Raw genomic sequence first — 17433 nt, forward strand, 5'->3', positions numbered from 1 at the left:
GAGCACCTGATGGTTACCACACACGTTTTTATCGCGGTCAGTCTTGATGGTTACATCGCCCGACAGAATGACGATATCGACTGGCTGTTGCAGCTCGACGATCCAACGGAAGATCATGGCTATGAGGCATTCATCGCGGACAAAGAGTGGATCGTGATGGGCCGGGGTAGCTATGAAAAGGTACTGACCTTTGACGCATGGCCTTACGATCGTCCCGTGCTGGTGCTCTCCCGACAGCTGGCCGGTACGCCCGTGCCTGACGTGCTAAGGGGAAAAGTGCAGTTTTCATCCCGGACGCCAAAGGAGGTGCTGGACGATCTTGCTGCGCAGGACGTACATCGCGTCTATCTCGATGGCGGACAGGTGATACAGTCGTTCCTGCGCGAAGGACTGGTAGCCGATATGGTGATCACGACCGTACCTGTGCTGCTCGGGGAGGGAAAACCGCTGTTCGGAACGTTGTCCCGGGATATTGATTTGACTCTGGTATCAAGCCGGAGCTTCCCTTCGGGCCTGGTGCAGTCGCATTATCGGCTGACGCCATAACCCTATCGCGACGGTCTGCGCAAAAAAAAACCGCCAAAAAATGGCGGTAAATGCTTGCATGGATAGATTTGTGTTTTGGTCTCTACGTCCCGACACTCCATGGCCGGGCAGCGGATCTCATACAACCTAACACCTGTTGTCTTAACGAACGCTAAACAACCTTATTAACCAGTATGGGTATTGATCTGCAAATAACGCATAAGGCCCTGCTCAGCGCTCTGTTTTGCATCGTCATTAATGGCTTCCAGATAAAAGGAGCGAGCGACACCATAAGGTGCTTTTTCAGAGGGATACACCGCAAACTGGAATGTTTTTCCTCTCGCCTGATGAGTGCAGTCTAATTCCCAACGCTGATCGTTCACTTTTTTGCTGGCGCAGGCAACGCTACCATAATCGCTGGTTAAATAAGAACCGACGCGAATTTCTGCAGATTGAATATACTCTGGTTCGTCATTACCTGCATAACGAACCCCTGCAGCGGCTCCAACAGCCACTGCCAGAAGCGCAAGCGCTATTATTTTTTTCATTTATAAATGACCTGTTCCTTAGCCTAAGATTACTATTATATAAGATTAATCCTTAATGCATACCTCCAATTCTGGACCAGAAATGGTAGTTTACAAAGATTCAGATGTTTTTAGGAACTGTCCTAACCGCTATTTCGAACGCACATTATTTGACATTTTCTTTGCGCTAATTTTAATTTTTGAATAATAACCCTAAGAAATAATCGACATGATTATTCCGCATTGTTTTTCAGCGGTGAAACCATGATAAATAAAGGGTTATCTTTCGTCATGCTTATTTGTGCGCTGTTTTCAGGCCAGCTTATGGCCGGTCACAAAGGACACGAATATTTATGGGTCAAGAATGTAGGGCATCAGCTTCGTCATGAAGCCGACAGCGATGAGTTGCGAAGCGCTGCAGAAGAGTCGGCGGAGGGTTTGCGCGAACACCACCTGTGGCAGAAGTCGCGCAAACCGGACACGCACGTTCGGTAATTAGCTGCCCTTGCGTTTTGGCAGGGTTTTCATCAGATCGTCCGGACTGACGGACGCCACAATACTGCCGGGCTGCGGCATTTTGAAGATGTGGTTTTTCATCTTACCAATCACATGCATTTCGCAGGGGCGGCAGTCGAACTTGAGGGTCAGAACTTCATCGCCGTTTACCAGCTGCATAGGAGTAGCCTTCCAGCTCTTAATGTTCCCTTTCGCCTGCTTAGGACACAGGTTAAACGCAAAGCGCAGGCAGTGCTTGGTGATCATCACCGGCACATCGCCCTTCTCTTCATGCGCTTCATAGGCTGCGTCGATCAGCTGCACGCCGTGGCGATGATAGAATTCACGCGCTTTATGGTTGTAGACGTTGGCGAGGAAGGATAAATGGGTGTCCGGGTAGACTGGCGCAGGGGTGGCTTCCGCTTTACGGCTTCCGCGCGGATACTGTGCCAGGCGCGCGGCATCCAGCATCTCTGCCGTTTCACGGCGGAACTGGTTAAGCAGGCTGTTTGGCACAAACAGGGCATCCGGCAGATTCACGTCGATAGCGCGCGCGTAGTAAATCGTCTGGCCCAGCTTCGCCACGCCATCCTTCAGGCTGTTAAGCGCTTTTTCCGCGTTGTTTGCCACCTCGAAAAGGCCATCGAGCGTATGCGTCACGCTAATTCCGTCTTCGCAGGTCATCGTCAGAATCAGCTGCTCTTCCCAGCCGCCCAGCTCAATATCCACGGCGATACGACGTTCGCTGGAGGTTTTCAGCAGCGCCTGCTGCCAGTTATGATCGAGGTTACGATTAAGGGCCGCGTTTGGCCGCGCCTTGTAGAGATCGGCGGGCATTTCATTCGGCCAGACGCGGTAGCGGTTCTCGCCGGTTTTCTCGACCGTATTGGCACGAAAGCCTACGACCTCACGCTTAATCATCACGTTAAGGCCATCGCCGTTCGCCAGCGGTTCCGTCACTTCGACATCAAGGTGATCTTTCGCCACTTTCAGCACTTCGCCCACCGGTAAACCGATAAACTTCGGTGAGTCAAACGCGCCGATATCCCCTTTACGGGCATTCACAAAATAGTCCGTGCTGCCACGGTGGAACGTTTTGTCCGTCGATGGAATAAAGAAATGCTCGGTGCTGCCGGTCGACGCGCGCGCCAGGTCGCCGCGATCTTCGATAATGGCGTCCAGCATCTGGCGATAGTGCGCGGTGATGTTCTTCACGTAGCTCATATCTTTGTAGCGCCCTTCAATCTTGAAGGAACGCACGCCCGCGTCGATCAGCGCGCCCAGGTTGGCCGTCTGATCGTTATCCTTCATGGAGAGCAGGTGTTTTTCGAACGCCACGACGCGGCCCTGATCGTCTTTCAGGGTATACGGCAGACGGCAGGCCTGAGAGCAGTCGCCGCGGTTGGCGCTGCGGCCCGTCTGCGCGTGGGAAATGTTGCACTGACCGGAATACGCCACGCACAGCGCACCGTGGATAAAGAATTCAATTGTCGCGTCTGTCGCCTGGTGAATATCGCGGATCTGATTCAGGTTCAGCTCGCGCGCCAGAACGATCTGCGAAAAGCCGACGTCGGAGAGAAACTTCGCCTTCTCGACCGTGCGGATATCGCACTGGGTACTGGCATGCAGTTCAATAGGCGGAATATCCAGCTCCAGAACGCCCATGTCCTGAACGATCAGGGCATCTACCCCGGCCTGGTAGAGATCGGTAATCAGACGTTGCGCGGGCTCAAGCTCATCATCATGCAGAATGGTGTTCAGGGTCACGAACACTTTCGCCCCGAAACGGTGGGCGAACGGCACCAGTTCAGCAATATCGCTCAGGCTGTTGCTGGCGTTATGGCGGGCACCGAAGCCAGGGCCACCAATGTAGACGGCGTCAGCGCCGTGAAGGATCGCTTCACGGGCAATGGCGGCGTCGCGGGCCGGGCTTAAAAGTTCAAGATGATGGGATTGCAGGCGCATACTTCGTCGTTATCCGTTATGGTCAAAATGGCGGCTATTGTAGTCAGAAGTATGCGTCAGCGAAACAGTTTTGCGTAGCGTCAGCGGGGATAATGAATCAGGGAGTGAAAATGCACCGTCCGGTCGCTGCTGTTGCGGTAAGCGTGCGGTTTATCGCCGGCGAAACGGACGCCCGAATCGGCAGAAATCGTCTGCCACGTGCCGTCAAGCTTCATCTCCAGCTCGCCGCTGACCACCACCACATGTTCAATCACCCCGGCCTCGTGCGGCGTGGATTCACTCAGCGCGCCGGGTGCCAGGGTAATGGAGAAATAATCAAACCCGAGCGTCTCGTCCCACGGAAAGAGCGGTTTGACCACCATCGCCTGCTGCTGCGGGTCAAACACCGCCTGCCGGTCCGCCTCTGGCGTGATGAACGCGGAAAACGGCACGTTCAGCCCGGTGGCTATTTTCCACAGCGTCGACACCGTCGGGCTGGATTCATTGCGCTCGATTTGCCCCAGCATCGCTTTTGACACGCCGGTCTCGTCCGCGAGCTTCGACAAACTCCAGCCGCGCGCCTGGCGCAGCGTTTTCAGCGTTGTTGCAAGGTGTAGTGTGATGTCCATGGTCCCTCCTGATGGCGATCAGCATACCACTTGTACGCTATAGCGCACAGTGTTACCTTATGCCGGACGTTATAACGCACAACGGAGTTCTCATGCGCCCTTCCTCTCACCTTGTTCCAGTCGCACTGGCTGGATTTGTCGCCGTGCTGGTCGGTTACGCCAGCTCGGCCACCATCATCTGGCAGGCCGCCGCGGCGGCTGGTGCCAGCGCACAGCAGATCGCAGGCTGGATGACCGCGCTGGGGATTGGGATGGGCGTCAGCACGCTGGCGCTTTCCTGGTGGTACAAAGCGCCGGTGCTGACCGCCTGGTCAACGCCCGGCGCGGCGCTGCTCGCCACCAGCCTGCACGGCGTGACGCTGCCGGAAACGATCGGCGTGTTCATCTTTGCTAACGCGCTCATTTTACTTTGCGGCATCACCGGGCTCTTCGCCCGTCTGATGAGGCTGATCCCCCATTCGCTTGCCGCCGCCATGCTGGCAGGCGTGTTGCTGCAGTTTGGTCTGCACGCGTTTGCGCACCTGGAGGGTCACTTTCTGCTGTGCGGCAGCATGATTGCGGCGTGGCTGATAGCAAAAGCGCTGGCGCCGCGCTATGCCATCGTGGTCACGCTGCTGGTCGGCGGTATCGTGGCATGGGCGGGCGGTGACGTTGTCACTGATAAGCTCACGCTCTCGCTTGTGATGCCCGAGTTTATTGCGCCCACGTTCACCTTCACCAGCCTTGTGAGTATTGGCGTGCCCTTCTTCCTGGTAACCATGGCATCGCAAAACGCGCCGGGTTTCGCCACGATGAAGGCATCCGGTTACCCGCTGGCGGTCTCGCCGCTCATCATCGTTACGGGAGCGCTGGCGCTGCTGTTTTCCCCTTTTGGCGTCTTTTCAATCTGTATCGCAGCCATTACTGCCGCCATTTGTCAAAGCCCGGATGCGCACCCGGATCCCGCAAAACGCTGGCTGGCGGCCATCGCAGCCGGAGGATTTTATCTGCTGGCGGGGATTTTCGGCGGTTCGATTACCGGGCTGATGGCCGCTCTGCCGCTCAGCTGGATCCAGACGCTCGCCGGTCTGGCGCTGCTGGGCACCATCAGCGGGAGTTTATATCAGGCACTGAGCCACGAGGCGGAGCGCGACGCGGCCATCGTCACGTTTCTGATGACCGCGAGCGGCGTCAAGATCCTGGGCATCGGTTCGGCATTCTGGGGGCTGGTGCTGGGCGGCGTGTGCTATGCCCTGTTTTCACGCGCTCGCCGCGCGTAGCTGAGAAGGCGTCATGCCCGTCGCGCTGCGAAAGCGGTTGCTGAAGTGGCTGGCGGAGTTAAACCCGCAGGCAAGGGCGATGTCCGTCAGCGGCGTCGCCGTGTTCTGCACCAGCGCCTTCGCTTTTTCCATTCTTCTCTGCATCACGTACTGATGTGGCGCCAGCCCCGTCGACTGACGGAACATGCGGGCAAAATGGTATTCGCTGAGGGCGGCCTGCGCCGCCAGTTCAGCCAGCGTCAGGGGTTGTCCGAGGTTCTCTTCAATAAAGGCCAGCACGTTGCGCAGCACGAATGGCGATAGCCCGCCGGTGACGACCGGCAGCTTCCACTGAACGTTAGAGTAGTTTTGCAGCAGATGGGTCAGGAGCAGCGTAGAGGCCGTGCTCAGGGTGAGCTGGTTGGCGTGCTGCTGCCAGTCGCAGCCGAGCAAGAACTGGCGATACAGCGCGGTGATCTTCGGATCGCTACCAAAAATGCGCTCGTCCAGGGTCAGCGAAAGCGGGCGCTTGTCCCAGATCTTTTCCCCCACATCGCGCAGGTGTTCATCGGTGCAGTACAGATGCACAAACGACAGGTCATCTCGGATATCCCACGTCGATTCGCTCTCTTTTGGCATCAAGCAGAAACGGTCTGGTCCCCCGCCGTTCTTCCAGCCGCCCGGCGTTTTTTGGTAGCTTTCGTAGCCGTCCGCTACGTACAGGCTCAGGGTATGGTGGTTACTTTTTACCGTAATCGTATCGTGCTTGTTGTACCACGCTGCCAGCTGAATGCCCGAATTCAGCGAGACGGTTTCCCGCAGGACCGCATTCTGTTGGCAAAGCGTTTCAAAGGTATCGTAAGCGTGAGACATGACCGTAAGCGCGTGATTGACTGGAATATCAGTCTAAGAAGAGTTGCCTCCCGTTGCCAGCCCCCGGGAAAGAAAAAAGCGCAAGATTTTGCAAGTCGACCGCAAGCCGGTGAAAGCCCCTGACCGATCTCGGCGCCATACTGCGGGCTTCAGTGGTTTGAGAAGAGAAAAAGTATGAACGCATTATTATACGGACTGGTGGTGGTCATCTGGGGAACCACCTGGATTGCGATTTTCCTGCAGCAGGGTCCCGTAGCGGCGCCCGTCTCGATTTTCTGGCGTTTCGCCGTCGCCAGCCTCACGATGATGGTAGTGTTAATCGCCCTGCGCCGCCTGCGCAAGCTGGCGCTGCGGGATCACCTCTTTTGTATGCTCCAGGGATGCTGCGTTTTCTGCTTTAACTTCTGGTGTTTTTACGCCGCAGCCTCGCACATTAACACCGGGCTGGAATCGGTGATCTTCTCCATGGCCGTGCTCTATAACGCCATTAACAGCTTTATTTTCTTCGGCCAGCGCCCGCCCGCGCGTTTCTGGACGGCGGCAGCACTGGGCCTGACTGGGATCGTCACCCTCTTCTGGGACGATCTGCTGGCCAGCGGCTGGAGCGCGTCGCTCCTGACCGGGATTGGTCTCTCCGCGCTCGGCACCTACGGCTTCTCGCTCGGCAACATGATCAGCATGCGTCACCAGCGCAGAGGACTTGAAACCATGACCACCAACGCCTGGGCGATGCTCTACGGCACGCTGGTGATGGGCTGCATTGCCCTGTTCAGAGGCGACAGCTTCGCGCCAGAGTGGACCATCAGCTACATTGGCGCGCTGCTCTATCTGGCTGTATTTGGTTCGGTGATTGCCTTTGGCGCCTATTTCACGCTGGTGGGACGCATCGGTCCGGGCAAAGCGGCCTACAGTACGCTGCTCTTCCCGCTGGTGGCGCTAACCATCTCCACGGTGTATGAAGGCTACGTCTGGCATATCAACGGTATCGTGGGATTAGTGCTGATTCTGGGGGGAAATATGGTGATGTTTACCAAACCAGAAACCTGGTTCAGACGCTTACGAATGGCGTAAATAAAAAGGCCTGCATTACGCAGGCCTTTTTATTTTATTTCGCGGTCTTTTTCACATCAAACATGGTGGCGTCCGTCGCCATGTCATCAACTACCTGCTTCAGCGTCGCAAAGGTCATCGGCGTACTTTCGTTGTTCAGATCTTTACCTTCGCCTTTACGCACCACCTTCATGACCGGTTTGTTGGTGGCCGCATCGATCAGCTCACCTTCAAAGAAGAGATGCGTGTCCATGGTGCGATGCCCGGTTGCCATCTGCGTACCCGCTACCACCAGCGCGACCGGCACCACTTCATAGAACTGCAGACCCTCTTTCTGCGAACTCACCCCGGTAATTGCACCGCGGAAAATCAGGCTGCGTTTACCCGGCGTGGTCACAATTGGCTTACGCGTACCAATAGCCGTTTTCATTTTGGTATTGGTGTAATTCAACAGCTCATCAAGGGTTTTTTTCCCAATTTGAGTGGTTGGTTTTGGCGTTGGATAATAAGTAATCGGCGTCCAGAGAATACTGTCGTAATTCGCTTCGTTATAGGAAGGATCAACCCAACGCAGCGTTGGTTTTCCCGTCGCAGACGTTGTCTGTTGTAAGCCTGAGTAATCTTTTAAAAAGCCGGAGTATTGTTCGGGAGCGGCGACTTTTGAAGAACAGCCCGCCAGCGCCAACAGACCAGTAAGCACTGCAACTTTAAAAAAAGTTTGAGTACGCATGATAGTTTTCCATGTTATCTGCAAGTATGCATTTGAAGTTATAGCAAAATACTGGCGGGTTTGTTGTGACAAAAAATGATGCGGGGAGCACAAATTGCAAAAAGACTGCCCGGAGGCGTGCCGGGCAGTAAAAAATTACTGATTTATATCCAGTTGCCAGAACAGATGTTTGCCAAACGGGTCGATTTCGTAGCCCGTCACCTCCCTGCGCACCGGTTCGAAAATGGTTGAATGCGCAATCATCACCGCGGGCATCTGGTCATGCATCATCTGCTGAGCCTGTTTATACAGCGCCACGCGTTTATCGCGATCGGTCGTTGATTTTGCTTCCGCAATAATTTTATCAAAGGGCTTATAGCACCATTTCGCCGAATTTGACCCACCGTTTGCCGAGGTGCAGGTAAACAGCGGACCAAAGAAGTTATCCGGATCGCCGGTGGCCGTCGTCCAGCCCATCAGCGCGGCCTGATGTTCGCCGCCCTTCACGCGCTTAAGGTATTCGCCCCACTCGTAGGTGACGATTTTGGTCTGTACACCGACTTTCGCCCAGTCGGCCTGAATCATCTCCGCCATGCGCTTCGCATTCGGATTGTACGGACGCTGCACCGGCATCGCCCACAGGTCGACGCTCACGCCGCTGGCAAAACCGGCCTCTTTCAGCAGCGCTTTCGCCTTTTCGGGATCGTAATCGTAATCTTTAAGCTCGCTGTCTGCGCTCCAGACGCCCGGCGGCAGCAGGTTCTTCGCCGCGGTGCCGGTGCCATGGAACACCGCGTCAATAATGGCCGGTTTATTGATGGCCATCGCCAGCGCCTGACGGACTTTTACGTTATCCAGCGGCGGCTTTTGGGTATTGAACGCCAGAAAACCGGTATTCAGTCCGGCTTTGCTCATCAGGCTGATGTCTTTGTTCGCCTTCATGCGCGGCAGGTCCGCCGGGTTCGGGAACGGCATCACCTGACATTCGTTTTTCTCAATTTTGGCAAAACGCACGGAGGCATCCGGTGTGATGCTAAACACCAGCCGATCCAGCTTCGATTTCCCCTGCCAGTAGTCGTCGAAAGCCGTAAACAGGATCCGCGAATCCTTCTGATACTGCGCCAGCTTAAACGGCCCGGTGCCTATAGGCTCCATATCCACCTTCTCCGGCGTGCCCGCTTTGAGCATCGCGTCGGCATACTCCGCGGACAGGATCGAGGCAAAATACCATGCCAGATCGGCGACAAACGGCGCTTCCGGGTGCGCCAGGGTAAAGCGCACGGTGTGGTCATCAACCTTATCAATGCCGGTAATCAGGCTGCCAAACTCCAGACTTTCGAAGTTGGAGTAGCTGCCGTTAGAGACGTTGTGATACGGATGATTCACGTCTTTCTGGCGCATAAATGAGAAAATCACATCGTCTGCGTTAAAGTCGCGGGTCGGAGTGAAGGATTTATTGCTCTGGAATTTGACGCCCTTACGCAGATGGAAGGTATAAACCTTGCCGTCGTCGCTCACCTCCCAGCGCTCCGCCAGGCTTGGCACCAGCTCCGTGGTGCCGGGTTTGAAATCGACCAGCCGGTTATAGACCGGCACGGCGCTGGCGTCCACGCTGGTTCCCGAAGTGTATAGCTGAGGATTAAAGTTTTCAGGCGATCCTTCGGAGCAATACACCAGCGTTTTCGCGGCAACGGTGGAACTGACCGTGAGTGCAGCAAGCGCCAGCGCTAAAGTTGTGAGTTTGCTTTTCATCATTTATTCCTGTCTTTTTAATTCGACGGCTAATTAATTCTTTTGCCATTTCATAAATAACATTAAAGTGATGTGGCAAACACCCGAAAAATAAATAAGGAACAAATCACTATGGGCTCGCCGCTTTCCAGACAATTAACGCACCGTTTTTTCCGCTATCTCGCGATCGCCAGCCAGAGCGATCCCAAAGTTAAAACCCTGCCCTCAACGCCGGGCCAGCACGACATGGCGCGGGAGCTGGCGCAGGAGCTGGCACAGCTGGGGTTAGACGATATTGTTATTGATGAATTCGCCACGGTAACGGCGGTAAAAAAAGGCAATGTGCCCGGCGCGCCGCGCATCGGCTTTATTACCCATATTGATACCGTGGACGTGGGATTATCACCGGATATTCATCCACAAATATTAACCTTTACCGGTGAAGATCTCTGTCTGAATAAAGAGAAAGACATTTGGCTGCGGGTTAACGAGCACCCTGAAATTCTGGCGTATGCGAATGAGGAGATTATTTTCAGCGACGGAACCAGCGTATTGGGCGCGGATAATAAATCGGCGGTCACGGTGGTCATGACGGTGCTGGAAAACCTGACGGCGGAACATCAGCACGGGGATATCGTCGTGGCGTTTGTGCCTGACGAAGAGATCGGCCTGAACGGTGCCAAGGCGCTGGACCTTAAGCGCTTTGACGTCGACTTCGCCTGGACCATCGACTGCTGCGAACTGGGGGAAATTGTCTATGAGAACTTTAATGCGGCAGCCGCGGAGATCCGCTTTACCGGCGTAACGGCGCACCCGATGTCCGCCAAAGGCGTGCTGGTGAATCCCCTGCTGATGGCGACTGACTACATCAACCATTTTGACCGCCAGCAAACGCCGGAGTGCACCGAGGGGCGTGAAGGCTATATCTGGTTTAACGGCATTCAGGCCGGGCAGAACGAGGCTATTCTGAAGGCCAATATCCGCGACTTTGACAAGGATAACTTTGCCGCCCGCAAGCAGCAGATTGCCGACGTTGCCGCGCTGGTTGCCGCCCAACATCCAACGGCCAGGGTGGACTATCGCATTGAAGATACCTACAGCAATATCAGCAATGCGATTGGCGAAGACCGACGCGCCATCGACCTGATGTTTGAGGCGATGGACTCGCTCGGCATCACGCCGAAACCGACGCCGATGCGCGGCGGCACCGACGGCGCGGCGCTCTCGGCAAAAGGGCTGCTCACGCCGAACTTCTTCACCGGCGCGCATAACTTCCACTCGAAGTTTGAATTCCTGCCGCTGTCATCGTTCGAGGCGTCTTACAACACTGCGCTGCAGATCTGCCTGCTGGCCGCGCGTTAAGCGGGCTTACGTGCGAGCAGGGTGGCAAAGCGCAGCTTAATGCGGTTACCGTTTTCATCGGTGCGGTGCAGTTCGCCAACGTCTTCGTTGTATTTGAGCAACTCCCAGGCTTCATAGTAGTTGCTCAGCTCGCCGCTTTTAAACGCAAACGGGAAGCCGACGGTGCACGGGTAATCCGCCGTGTCCATCGCGGCAACAATCAGGTTGTAGCCGCCGGGTTTGGTGCAGCGCTGCATGTTGGCGATAAGTCCCGGGATGGTTTTTGACTCCAGGAACATCAGCACCACGGTGGAGAGAATGAAATCGTACTCGCCGTCAAAGCTCAGGTTGTTGAGATCTTTAATCGCCGTGCGGAGGTTATCGATCCCTTCTTCAGCCTTGATGCGCTCGATATTGTCGATGCTCATCGGGTTCTTGTCCCACGCGGTCACATCGTAGCCGTTGGCCGCCAGATAAAGGCTGTTGCGGCCATTGCCGCAGCCCAGATCCAGGGTTTTACCCGGTTTAATCTTTGCCGCACTGAACAGCACCTCTGAATGGGTGCGGGTTAAGCCATATTTCTCTGTGAAGTAATTCTCGTCGACGGTCATTATTTTTTCCTGAACCTGCATAATCTGAAAGTGCATTCTGAATGCCATTTTAAGGCGTTTACCGTCTGGTTGCCAGTCGTTCGAAAACCGAAAAATTTGCTACGTTTAGTTAAGACGCTTATCAGAGACCTAAAGATGAACAAATATCGCCTTAGCGACGAAACACGCCTCTGGCAATGGAAAAACGGCGACACTACCCGCTCCGTCACGCTGCGGCAGATTATCGCGACAGTGGATTTTAACGACGTGACGGCCGGAACCAAAGGCGGCTGGGTTGACGATGAGCGCGCCCTCGCGCAGGACGGGGACTGTTGGATCTACGACGAAAACAGCGTGGTGTTCGCCGGTGCCGTCGTGTCCGGCAACGCGCGACTTACCCTGCCGTGCATCGTTAGCCACGATGCGCATATCAGCGGCAGCTGCTGGCTGGACGGCGCGGAGGTAAGCCACGGGGCGCGAATAAGTGACAACGTCACTATTCAGCACTCCTGCGTGCGGGGCGAATGCCATCTCTACGGCGATGCCCGCGTTCTGCACAACAGCGTTATCATTGCCGCCAAAGGTCTGACGCCGGACCATGACCAGATCCTGCAAATCTACGATAAGGCGACCGTCAGCCGGTCACGCATTGTTCACCAGGCGCAAATCTACGGCGAGGCGATGGTGAATTTTGCCTTTGTTGAGCACCGCGCCGAAATATTCGACAACGCAATCCTCGAAGGTAACGACTTAAATAACGTCTGGGTCTGCGACTGCGCAAAGGTCTATGGCAACGCCCGCGTGATTGCCGGTTTTGACGAGGATGCCATTCCGACGGTGCGCTACAGCTCTCAGATTGCGGAGAATGCAGTGGTGGAGGGAAACTGCGTCATCAAGCACCACGTTCTGATTGGCGGTCAGGCATGGCTGCGCGGCGGGCCGATCATGCTGGACGATAAGGTGGTGATCCAGGGACGCGCGCGGATCAGCGGAGATGTGCTCATTGAGCACCGGGTTGAAATCACCGATGATGCGGTCATTGAAGCGTTTGCCGGGGAGAGCATTCACCTGCGCGGCGAAAAGGTGATTAACGGCGACCAGCGCATCACCCGCACCCCGCTGCTGGGGGCGTTATAGGGCGCAGATCTTCCCGTAGATGTTCACATCGTCAAAGCGGCCATTCAGGTATTCCGCTTCCCGCAGGCAGCCTTCCAGAGTAAAACCGTTACGCACGGCAACGCTGTTGCTGTGCTGATTCGCCACCCGACACTTGATCACAAAACGGCGGATTTCCCCGCGTTCGACGTAATAGCGCATAAACGCCTGCAGTGACCGGGAAAGAATGCCCTGCCCCTGATGGCCTTCATCCAGCCAGTAGCCGATGTACCCGGCTTTGTTAGCAGGCTCAATCGTATTGAAAGACAGCACGCCGACCAGTTCATCACTCTTAAATATCAAAAACATTTTGGCGTAGCCGCGCTGGTGCAGCATCTGGTTACTTTGCACGTTGCGGCGGGTATCGTCCTCGCTGCCCACGTGCTGCGCCCAGTCAAAGGCGGTTTGCAGAAAGGTTTTGTTTTTGACGACGAGATTATGCAGATCGGCGGCGTAGCGCTCTTCGACGGCGCGAAGCTCGAGAGCGTCAGATACCGGGATAATTTCGGATTTTGCTGCGGTCATTGCCCCTCACCCTAACCCTCTCCCGAAGGGAGAGGGAATCGATCGTTAACGCATTATCCGGTCGTCAACGTAGTTACGTTTATCCGGCGCTGGCGGGAAATACTGGTACAGCCAGGTTTCACTGATGGCATCGCCCTGGCAGCGCAGGAACAGGCGCATATCCACCGGCTCCGTCGAATCCGAGGTTGGGTACCAGTCAAACAGGATGCGATAGCCGTCAAACGGCTCAACGTAGAGGATCTCAACCTGCTTCGCTTCACCGCTGGAGAGCGTAATCACCGGTTCGATGCCTTTTGGCGCAGCGGCCTTGAGGTCGCCACCGACGAAGTCGATAGCAAAGCGACGGGCCCACACTTTCGGGTAATTTTCGCCCGGTGCCCAGCCTTCCGGGAAGCCGCCCATGCCGGTACGGGTGGCGAAGACATTAGCCAGCGGAGAGCGTACCGGCGGCTTGGCGCTCCAGTACAGACGATATTTAAAGTCCAGCTCGTCGCCCCCCTTCACCGCTTTTTCCGGCTGCCAGAAGCAGACCACGTTATCCAGCGTTTCGCCGGTGGTCGGGATCTCCATCAGGCCAACCGCGCCTTTACCCCAGTCATTACGCGGTTCAACCCACAGGCTCGGGCGTTTGTTATACCAGCCCATCACGTCCTGATAGTGCGAGAAATCGCGATCGAGCTGCAGCAGACCGAACCCTTTTGGGTTTTTGTCCATATAGGCATTAAACTGCAGCTTCTGCGGGTTGTTCAGTGGACGACAGATCCACTCCCCGTTGCCGCGCCACATTGCCAGGCGGTCGGAGTCATGAATTTGCGGGTGAATAGTGTCACACATGCGGCGTTCGTTATTGCCGCAGCTGAACATGCTGGTCATCGGCGCGATGCCGAGCTGCTTGATGTCCTTACGCGCATAGAGATGGTTTTCCACCTCCATAATCACCTGGCTCTTCTCGCAGTGGATCACGAATTTATAGGCGCCGGTGATGCTCGGGCTGTCCAGCAGCGTGTAGACGGTAAAAGTCGTGTCGCCGGGCTTGACGGTTTCAAACCAGAAGGCGGTAAAGTCCGGGAACTCTTCCGGCGTGTCGGTAAAGGTGTCTAACGCCAGACCGCGCGCGGAAAGGCCGTACTGGTATGTGTCATCCACCGCGCGGAAATAGCTCGCGCCCAGGAAAGAGACAATATCGCGACGCGCCAGCTCAGGCGCCTTAAAGGCGCGGAAGCCCGCAAAGCCAAGATCGCTTTGCCCTTCCAGTTGTTTGGTATCCACACCCGTTTCGCCGTAGCTGAACAGCTCCGGACGGAAGTGGATCTCGCGCGCCATAGAGGTCGACTGGTCCAGCGAGAACATCCGCACGCGGCGGCGGAACCCCATCCCCATATGGAAGAACTGCACGTCCAGCTGACGCCCTTCAATGTTGTTCCACAGTGACTGTTTTTCATCGTAGCGGATGGCGTTGTACGCCTGCGGCGTCATGGTTGCCAGCGTGTCCGGCAGCGGACGCGGCGCGCCACCCCACGGGGTTTTCGCCAGGTCATGCGCCATGGATTGCAGTACGGAGAAGTCGAAGCGACGGCTCTGGCCGTCAGCAATATCAGAGTCGGCAGCGTATGCCGCTTTGGAAAACAGGGAAGCAAGGCCAGATGTGCCGCTCAGGGCTGCCACTGCCAGCGAGCCTTTTAGAAAACGTCTGCGATTCATGCCTGGAAAAACGTCCTTATGGTCGTGTGAATGTGTTTCGCGCTCGGCGAAATGACGGCAAGAAAGAACGCACAGCCTAAACAAAAATGGTTAAGAATCCAATTGTTGGCCGGTTATTATATGAACAAAGTGAGAAATATTTTCTGTCGACCAGAACGGCCCGAAAGTGGTGTAAAAAACAGTAAATACACAAAATCATTCATGCTGGATCAAGGCGGCAAGTCTGAGAATCCCCAGGAGCTTACTTAAGTAAGTGACTGGGGTGAACAGACGTAGCCAACGCAGAGGCAGCTTGAAGGATGAAGTGTATTAAAAATGCCCCGTCAGGACATCAGTTGACGGGGCTAATGAGGTGGTTATTTTACGCTGACATCGATACCCGGGAAGTACTTATCAGCGAGTTTAGCGATCGTACCGTCGGCACGTACTTTATCGATCGCGGCATCAAGCTGCTTTTTGGTGGCCTCGTCACCCTTACGCAACCCAAAACCGATCCCGCTGCCGAGGATAGTGTCGTCAGACACCGGTTTGCCGATGAAGCCAAACCCTTTCCCCTGCGGCTTGCTGAGGAAACCTGCCTGCCCGGCCGCGGACATGACCAGCGAGGCGTCGATACGGCCATTCAGCAGATCGCCCCAGGCCATATTCTGATCTTTATAAGACACCACGGTGACACCCTGTTTTTCCCAGTGCTCTTTGGCATAGGTTTCCTGGATGGATCCCTGCAGCACGCCGATGGTTTTGCCCTTCAGCCCTTCTGGCGTTGCCTCAACCGCCGTACCGGCCTTGCCGACCAGCTGCGACGGAATACGGTAGATCGGCTGGGTAAAATCAATGCTCTTGCGGCGCTGCTCGGTGATGTTCATCGCCGAATTGATGGCGTCAAATTTCTTCGCCACCAGGCCCGGGATCAGCGCATCAAAGGAGGTTTCAACCCAGCTGCACTTCAGCGCTGCCGCTTTGCAGATGGCATTCCCCAGTTCAACGTCAAACCCTTCCAGTTCGCCCGCCGCATTGCGGCTCTCAAACGGCGGATATTCCGCTTCCAGCCCGTAACGCAGCTCGGTAGCCGCGAAGGAAGAAAAAGTACACAGCAATCCCATGCCGACAACTAACGCGCGTAATTTCATCTACAACTCCTCAGAGCCTATCTCAGCGTGGTTTAACCCGACACAGGGCCTGGGCACCTGCCCGTAATGTCGCCTCATCTTTCGCAAAAGAGAGACGAATCAATTTATTATCCGTACCGTCCGCATAAAACGCCGACAGTGGAATGGTCGCAACGCCGTACTCAACGATCAGGCTCTTCACCAGCTCGCTGTCGCGCTCGTCGCTGAACTGGCTGTAGTCCGCCAGCATGAAGAACGATCCAGCGCTCGGCAGCAGCGTAAACGGTGAATCGGCCAGCAGGCTGTGCAGCAGATCGCGCTTGCGCTGGTAAAACGCCGACAGCGACAGCCAGGTTTGCGGGTCGACCATATGCTCAGCAAACGCGTGCTGCATTGGCGTATCGGCAGAAAACATTAAAAATTGATGCACTTTACAAATCTCGTCCATCAGTACCGCCGGTGCAACACAGTAACCCACGCGCCACCCGGTGACGTGATAGGTTTTTCCGAAAGAGGAAATAATCACGCTGCGCTCCGCCAACTGCGGGTGCGTGGCCATCCCGTGGTGCGGCTCATCGTCAAAAACGACGTGTTCGTACACTTCGTCAGACAAAATAATGATGTCGGTATTGCGCGTCAGCGCCGCCAGCTGCTGCAGGTCACTGGCGGAGAAGACCTGGCCGCTCGGGTTGTGCGGCGTATTGATGATGATCATGCGCGTGCGCGGCGTGATCGCGGCGCGAACCTCATCCCAGTTGACGGCAAAATCCGGCACGGTGAGCTTGATAGCAATCGGGGTTGCCCCCTGCAGACGGACAATCGGCGCGTAGCTGTCAAAGGACGGCTCAAAGTAGATCACCTCATCGCCCGGGTGCACCAGCCCGCTAATCGCCGAATAGAGCCCTTCGCTGGCGCTGGCGGTCACCAGCACCTCGCTGGCAGGGTCATACTGCGTGCCGTAGAGCGTGGCAATTTTATCGGCAATACGTTCCTTGAGCGGCTGCAGGCCGGTCATCGACGCGTACTGGTTATGCCCCGCCTCCATTGCGCGGGTGACGCCCGCAATCAGCTTCGGGTCGCAGGAGAAATTCGGTGCGCCCTGAGAAAGGTTAATCGCGTTATGCTGCGCCGAGAGCTGGCCGATAACGGTAAAAATGGTGGTTCCCACATCCGGCAGTTTGGAGCGCGTTTGCACAGGCGTTCGTAAAGTCATCCTCTTTCCCTTCTCATGGACATTGCATAACTATTCAAACAACATCTGTGCTGTCGGGACAATCGATTTGTTGTCATA

Annotated in this window: 17 protein-coding genes; 6 read left to right on the forward strand and 11 right to left on the reverse strand. The window is 55.6% G+C overall.

Going from position 1 to position 17433, the window contains the following annotated elements; translation table 11 throughout:
• The first annotated feature begins 9 nt into the window (after positions 1-9).
• Complete coding sequence (locus tag UTM25_RS07010) at positions 10-546, forward strand: dihydrofolate reductase family protein (protein WP_194399213.1); 537 nt, start codon at positions 10-12, stop codon at positions 544-546.
• Between the two features lie 164 nt (positions 547-710).
• Here UTM25_RS07010 and UTM25_RS07015 read toward each other — a convergent pair whose 3' ends face one another.
• On the reverse strand, positions 711-1073 hold the full coding sequence (locus UTM25_RS07015; protein WP_023311761.1) for a hypothetical protein: 363 nt from the start codon (positions 1071-1073) through the stop codon (positions 711-713).
• A 243-nt stretch (positions 1074-1316) separates the two neighbouring features.
• Here UTM25_RS07015 and UTM25_RS07020 point away from each other — a divergent pair, with 243 nt between their 5' ends.
• A complete protein-coding gene (locus UTM25_RS07020) occupies positions 1317-1547 on the forward strand; it encodes a DUF2554 family protein (RefSeq protein WP_181593156.1) in 231 nt (76 codons plus the stop codon).
• Here UTM25_RS07020 and UTM25_RS07025 read toward each other — a convergent pair whose 3' ends face one another.
• Together UTM25_RS07025 and UTM25_RS07030 are read right to left on the reverse strand one after the other, a co-directional pair.
• Positions 1548-3512 (reverse strand): peptidase U32 family protein, encoded by a 1965-nt coding sequence (locus UTM25_RS07025; protein WP_194399212.1) that lies wholly within the window; start codon positions 3510-3512, stop codon positions 1548-1550.
• 80 nt (positions 3513-3592) lie between these two features.
• Complete coding sequence (locus UTM25_RS07030; RefSeq protein WP_023311758.1) at positions 3593-4120, reverse strand: helix-turn-helix domain-containing protein; 528 nt, start codon at positions 4118-4120, stop codon at positions 3593-3595.
• Positions 4121-4212: 92 nt separating this feature from the next.
• Between UTM25_RS07030 and UTM25_RS07035 the strand changes: the two genes are divergently transcribed.
• Complete coding sequence (locus UTM25_RS07035) at positions 4213-5379, forward strand: benzoate/H(+) symporter BenE family transporter (protein ID WP_194399211.1); 1167 nt, start codon at positions 4213-4215, stop codon at positions 5377-5379.
• Here UTM25_RS07035 and UTM25_RS07040 read toward each other — a convergent pair.
• The gene (locus UTM25_RS07040; RefSeq protein ID WP_032657103.1) at positions 5359-6231 is read right to left on the reverse strand and encodes a helix-turn-helix transcriptional regulator; all 873 of its coding nucleotides are present in this window, start codon (positions 6229-6231) and stop codon (positions 5359-5361) included. The genes UTM25_RS07035 and UTM25_RS07040 overlap by 21 nt on opposite strands.
• Positions 6232-6405: 174 nt before the next feature.
• Here UTM25_RS07040 and UTM25_RS07045 point away from each other — a divergent pair, with 174 nt between their 5' ends.
• Positions 6406-7302, forward strand: coding sequence for a DMT family transporter (locus tag UTM25_RS07045; protein ID WP_194399210.1), 897 nt, complete (start codon positions 6406-6408; stop codon positions 7300-7302).
• 34 nt (positions 7303-7336) lie between these two features.
• On the opposite strand, the gene UTM25_RS07050 is transcribed toward UTM25_RS07045, so the two are convergent.
• Together UTM25_RS07050 and UTM25_RS07055 are read right to left on the reverse strand one after the other, a co-directional pair.
• On the reverse strand, positions 7337-8011 hold the full coding sequence (locus UTM25_RS07050; protein ID WP_194399209.1) for a DUF3313 domain-containing protein: 675 nt from the start codon (positions 8009-8011) through the stop codon (positions 7337-7339).
• 135 nt (positions 8012-8146) lie between these two features.
• Positions 8147-9742, reverse strand: a complete 1596-nt coding sequence (locus tag UTM25_RS07055; protein WP_320714526.1) for an ABC transporter substrate-binding protein — start codon at positions 9740-9742, stop codon at positions 8147-8149.
• A 111-nt stretch (positions 9743-9853) separates the two neighbouring features.
• On the opposite strand from UTM25_RS07055, the gene pepT reads away from it, so the two are divergent.
• Positions 9854-11083, forward strand: a complete 1230-nt coding sequence (gene pepT, locus UTM25_RS07060; RefSeq protein ID WP_194399207.1) for a peptidase T — start codon at positions 9854-9856, stop codon at positions 11081-11083.
• Here pepT and tehB read toward each other — a convergent pair.
• The gene (tehB, locus tag UTM25_RS07065) at positions 11080-11694 is read right to left on the reverse strand and encodes a tellurite resistance methyltransferase TehB (RefSeq protein ID WP_194399614.1); all 615 of its coding nucleotides are present in this window, start codon (positions 11692-11694) and stop codon (positions 11080-11082) included. The genes pepT and tehB overlap by 4 nt on opposite strands.
• A 114-nt stretch (positions 11695-11808) precedes the next feature.
• Here tehB and ydcK point away from each other — a divergent pair, with 114 nt between their 5' ends.
• Positions 11809-12789 carry a YdcK family protein gene (ydcK, locus tag UTM25_RS07070; protein ID WP_194399206.1) on the forward strand — a complete coding sequence of 327 codons (981 nt, stop codon included), beginning with the start codon at positions 11809-11811 and terminating at the stop codon, positions 12787-12789.
• Here the strand turns inward: ydcK and rimL are convergent.
• From rimL to UTM25_RS07090, 4 genes are all read right to left on the reverse strand, one after another.
• Positions 12784-13332 carry a 50S ribosomal protein L7/L12-serine acetyltransferase gene (gene rimL / locus UTM25_RS07075; protein WP_194399205.1) on the reverse strand — a complete coding sequence of 183 codons (549 nt, stop codon included), beginning with the start codon at positions 13330-13332 and terminating at the stop codon, positions 12784-12786. The two genes, ydcK and rimL, sit on opposite strands and share 6 nt — an antisense overlap.
• A gap of 45 nt (positions 13333-13377) precedes the next feature.
• Complete coding sequence (locus tag UTM25_RS07080) at positions 13378-15033, reverse strand: glucan biosynthesis protein (RefSeq protein ID WP_320714529.1); 1656 nt, start codon at positions 15031-15033, stop codon at positions 13378-13380.
• A gap of 356 nt (positions 15034-15389) precedes the next feature.
• Entirely contained in the window at positions 15390-16163 is a 774-nt protein-coding gene (locus tag UTM25_RS07085; RefSeq protein ID WP_025756391.1) for a transporter substrate-binding domain-containing protein, read from the reverse strand.
• 22 nt (positions 16164-16185) lie between these two features.
• Complete coding sequence (locus UTM25_RS07090) at positions 16186-17355, reverse strand: pyridoxal phosphate-dependent aminotransferase (RefSeq protein ID WP_194399203.1); 1170 nt, start codon at positions 17353-17355, stop codon at positions 16186-16188.
• Positions 17356-17433 lie beyond the last annotated feature (78 nt).

Origin of the sequence: Enterobacter sp. 61D5 (genome assembly GCF_034107965.1) — a bacterium.
GTDB lineage: Bacteria > Pseudomonadota > Gammaproteobacteria > Enterobacterales > Enterobacteriaceae > Enterobacter > Enterobacter cloacae_M.

Bases quoted from the DNA above. Each gene is read 5' to 3' on its own strand.
- UTM25_RS07090 (WP_194399203.1), bottom strand. From the start codon at position 17,355: ATGACTTTACGAACGCCTGTGCAAACGCGCTCCAAACTGCCGGATGTG.
- UTM25_RS07025 (WP_194399212.1), bottom strand. From the start codon at position 3,512: ATGCGCCTGCAATCCCATCATCTTGAACTTTTAAGCCCGGCCCGCGAC.
- UTM25_RS07080 (WP_320714529.1), bottom strand. From the start codon at position 15,033: ATGAATCGCAGACGTTTTCTAAAAGGCTCGCTGGCAGTGGCAGCCCTG.
- tehB (WP_194399614.1), bottom strand. From the start codon at position 11,694: ATGCAGGTTCAGGAAAAAATAATGACCGTCGACGAGAATTACTTCACA.
- rimL (WP_194399205.1), bottom strand. From the start codon at position 13,332: ATGACCGCAGCAAAATCCGAAATTATCCCGGTATCTGACGCTCTCGAG.
- pepT (WP_194399207.1), top strand. From the start codon at position 9,854: ATGGGCTCGCCGCTTTCCAGACAATTAACGCACCGTTTTTTCCGCTAT.
- UTM25_RS07030 (WP_023311758.1), bottom strand. From the start codon at position 4,120: ATGGACATCACACTACACCTTGCAACAACGCTGAAAACGCTGCGCCAG.
- UTM25_RS07085 (WP_025756391.1), bottom strand. From the start codon at position 16,163: ATGAAATTACGCGCGTTAGTTGTCGGCATGGGATTGCTGTGTACTTTT.
- UTM25_RS07040 (WP_032657103.1), bottom strand. From the start codon at position 6,231: ATGTCTCACGCTTACGATACCTTTGAAACGCTTTGCCAACAGAATGCG.
- UTM25_RS07020 (WP_181593156.1), top strand. From the start codon at position 1,317: ATGATAAATAAAGGGTTATCTTTCGTCATGCTTATTTGTGCGCTGTTT.
- UTM25_RS07055 (WP_320714526.1), bottom strand. From the start codon at position 9,742: ATGAAAAGCAAACTCACAACTTTAGCGCTGGCGCTTGCTGCACTCACG.
- UTM25_RS07045 (WP_194399210.1), top strand. From the start codon at position 6,406: ATGAACGCATTATTATACGGACTGGTGGTGGTCATCTGGGGAACCACC.
- UTM25_RS07015 (WP_023311761.1), bottom strand. From the start codon at position 1,073: ATGAAAAAAATAATAGCGCTTGCGCTTCTGGCAGTGGCTGTTGGAGCC.
- UTM25_RS07010 (WP_194399213.1), top strand. From the start codon at position 10: ATGGTTACCACACACGTTTTTATCGCGGTCAGTCTTGATGGTTACATC.
- UTM25_RS07050 (WP_194399209.1), bottom strand. From the start codon at position 8,011: ATGCGTACTCAAACTTTTTTTAAAGTTGCAGTGCTTACTGGTCTGTTG.
- UTM25_RS07035 (WP_194399211.1), top strand. From the start codon at position 4,213: ATGCGCCCTTCCTCTCACCTTGTTCCAGTCGCACTGGCTGGATTTGTC.
- ydcK (WP_194399206.1), top strand. From the start codon at position 11,809: ATGAACAAATATCGCCTTAGCGACGAAACACGCCTCTGGCAATGGAAA.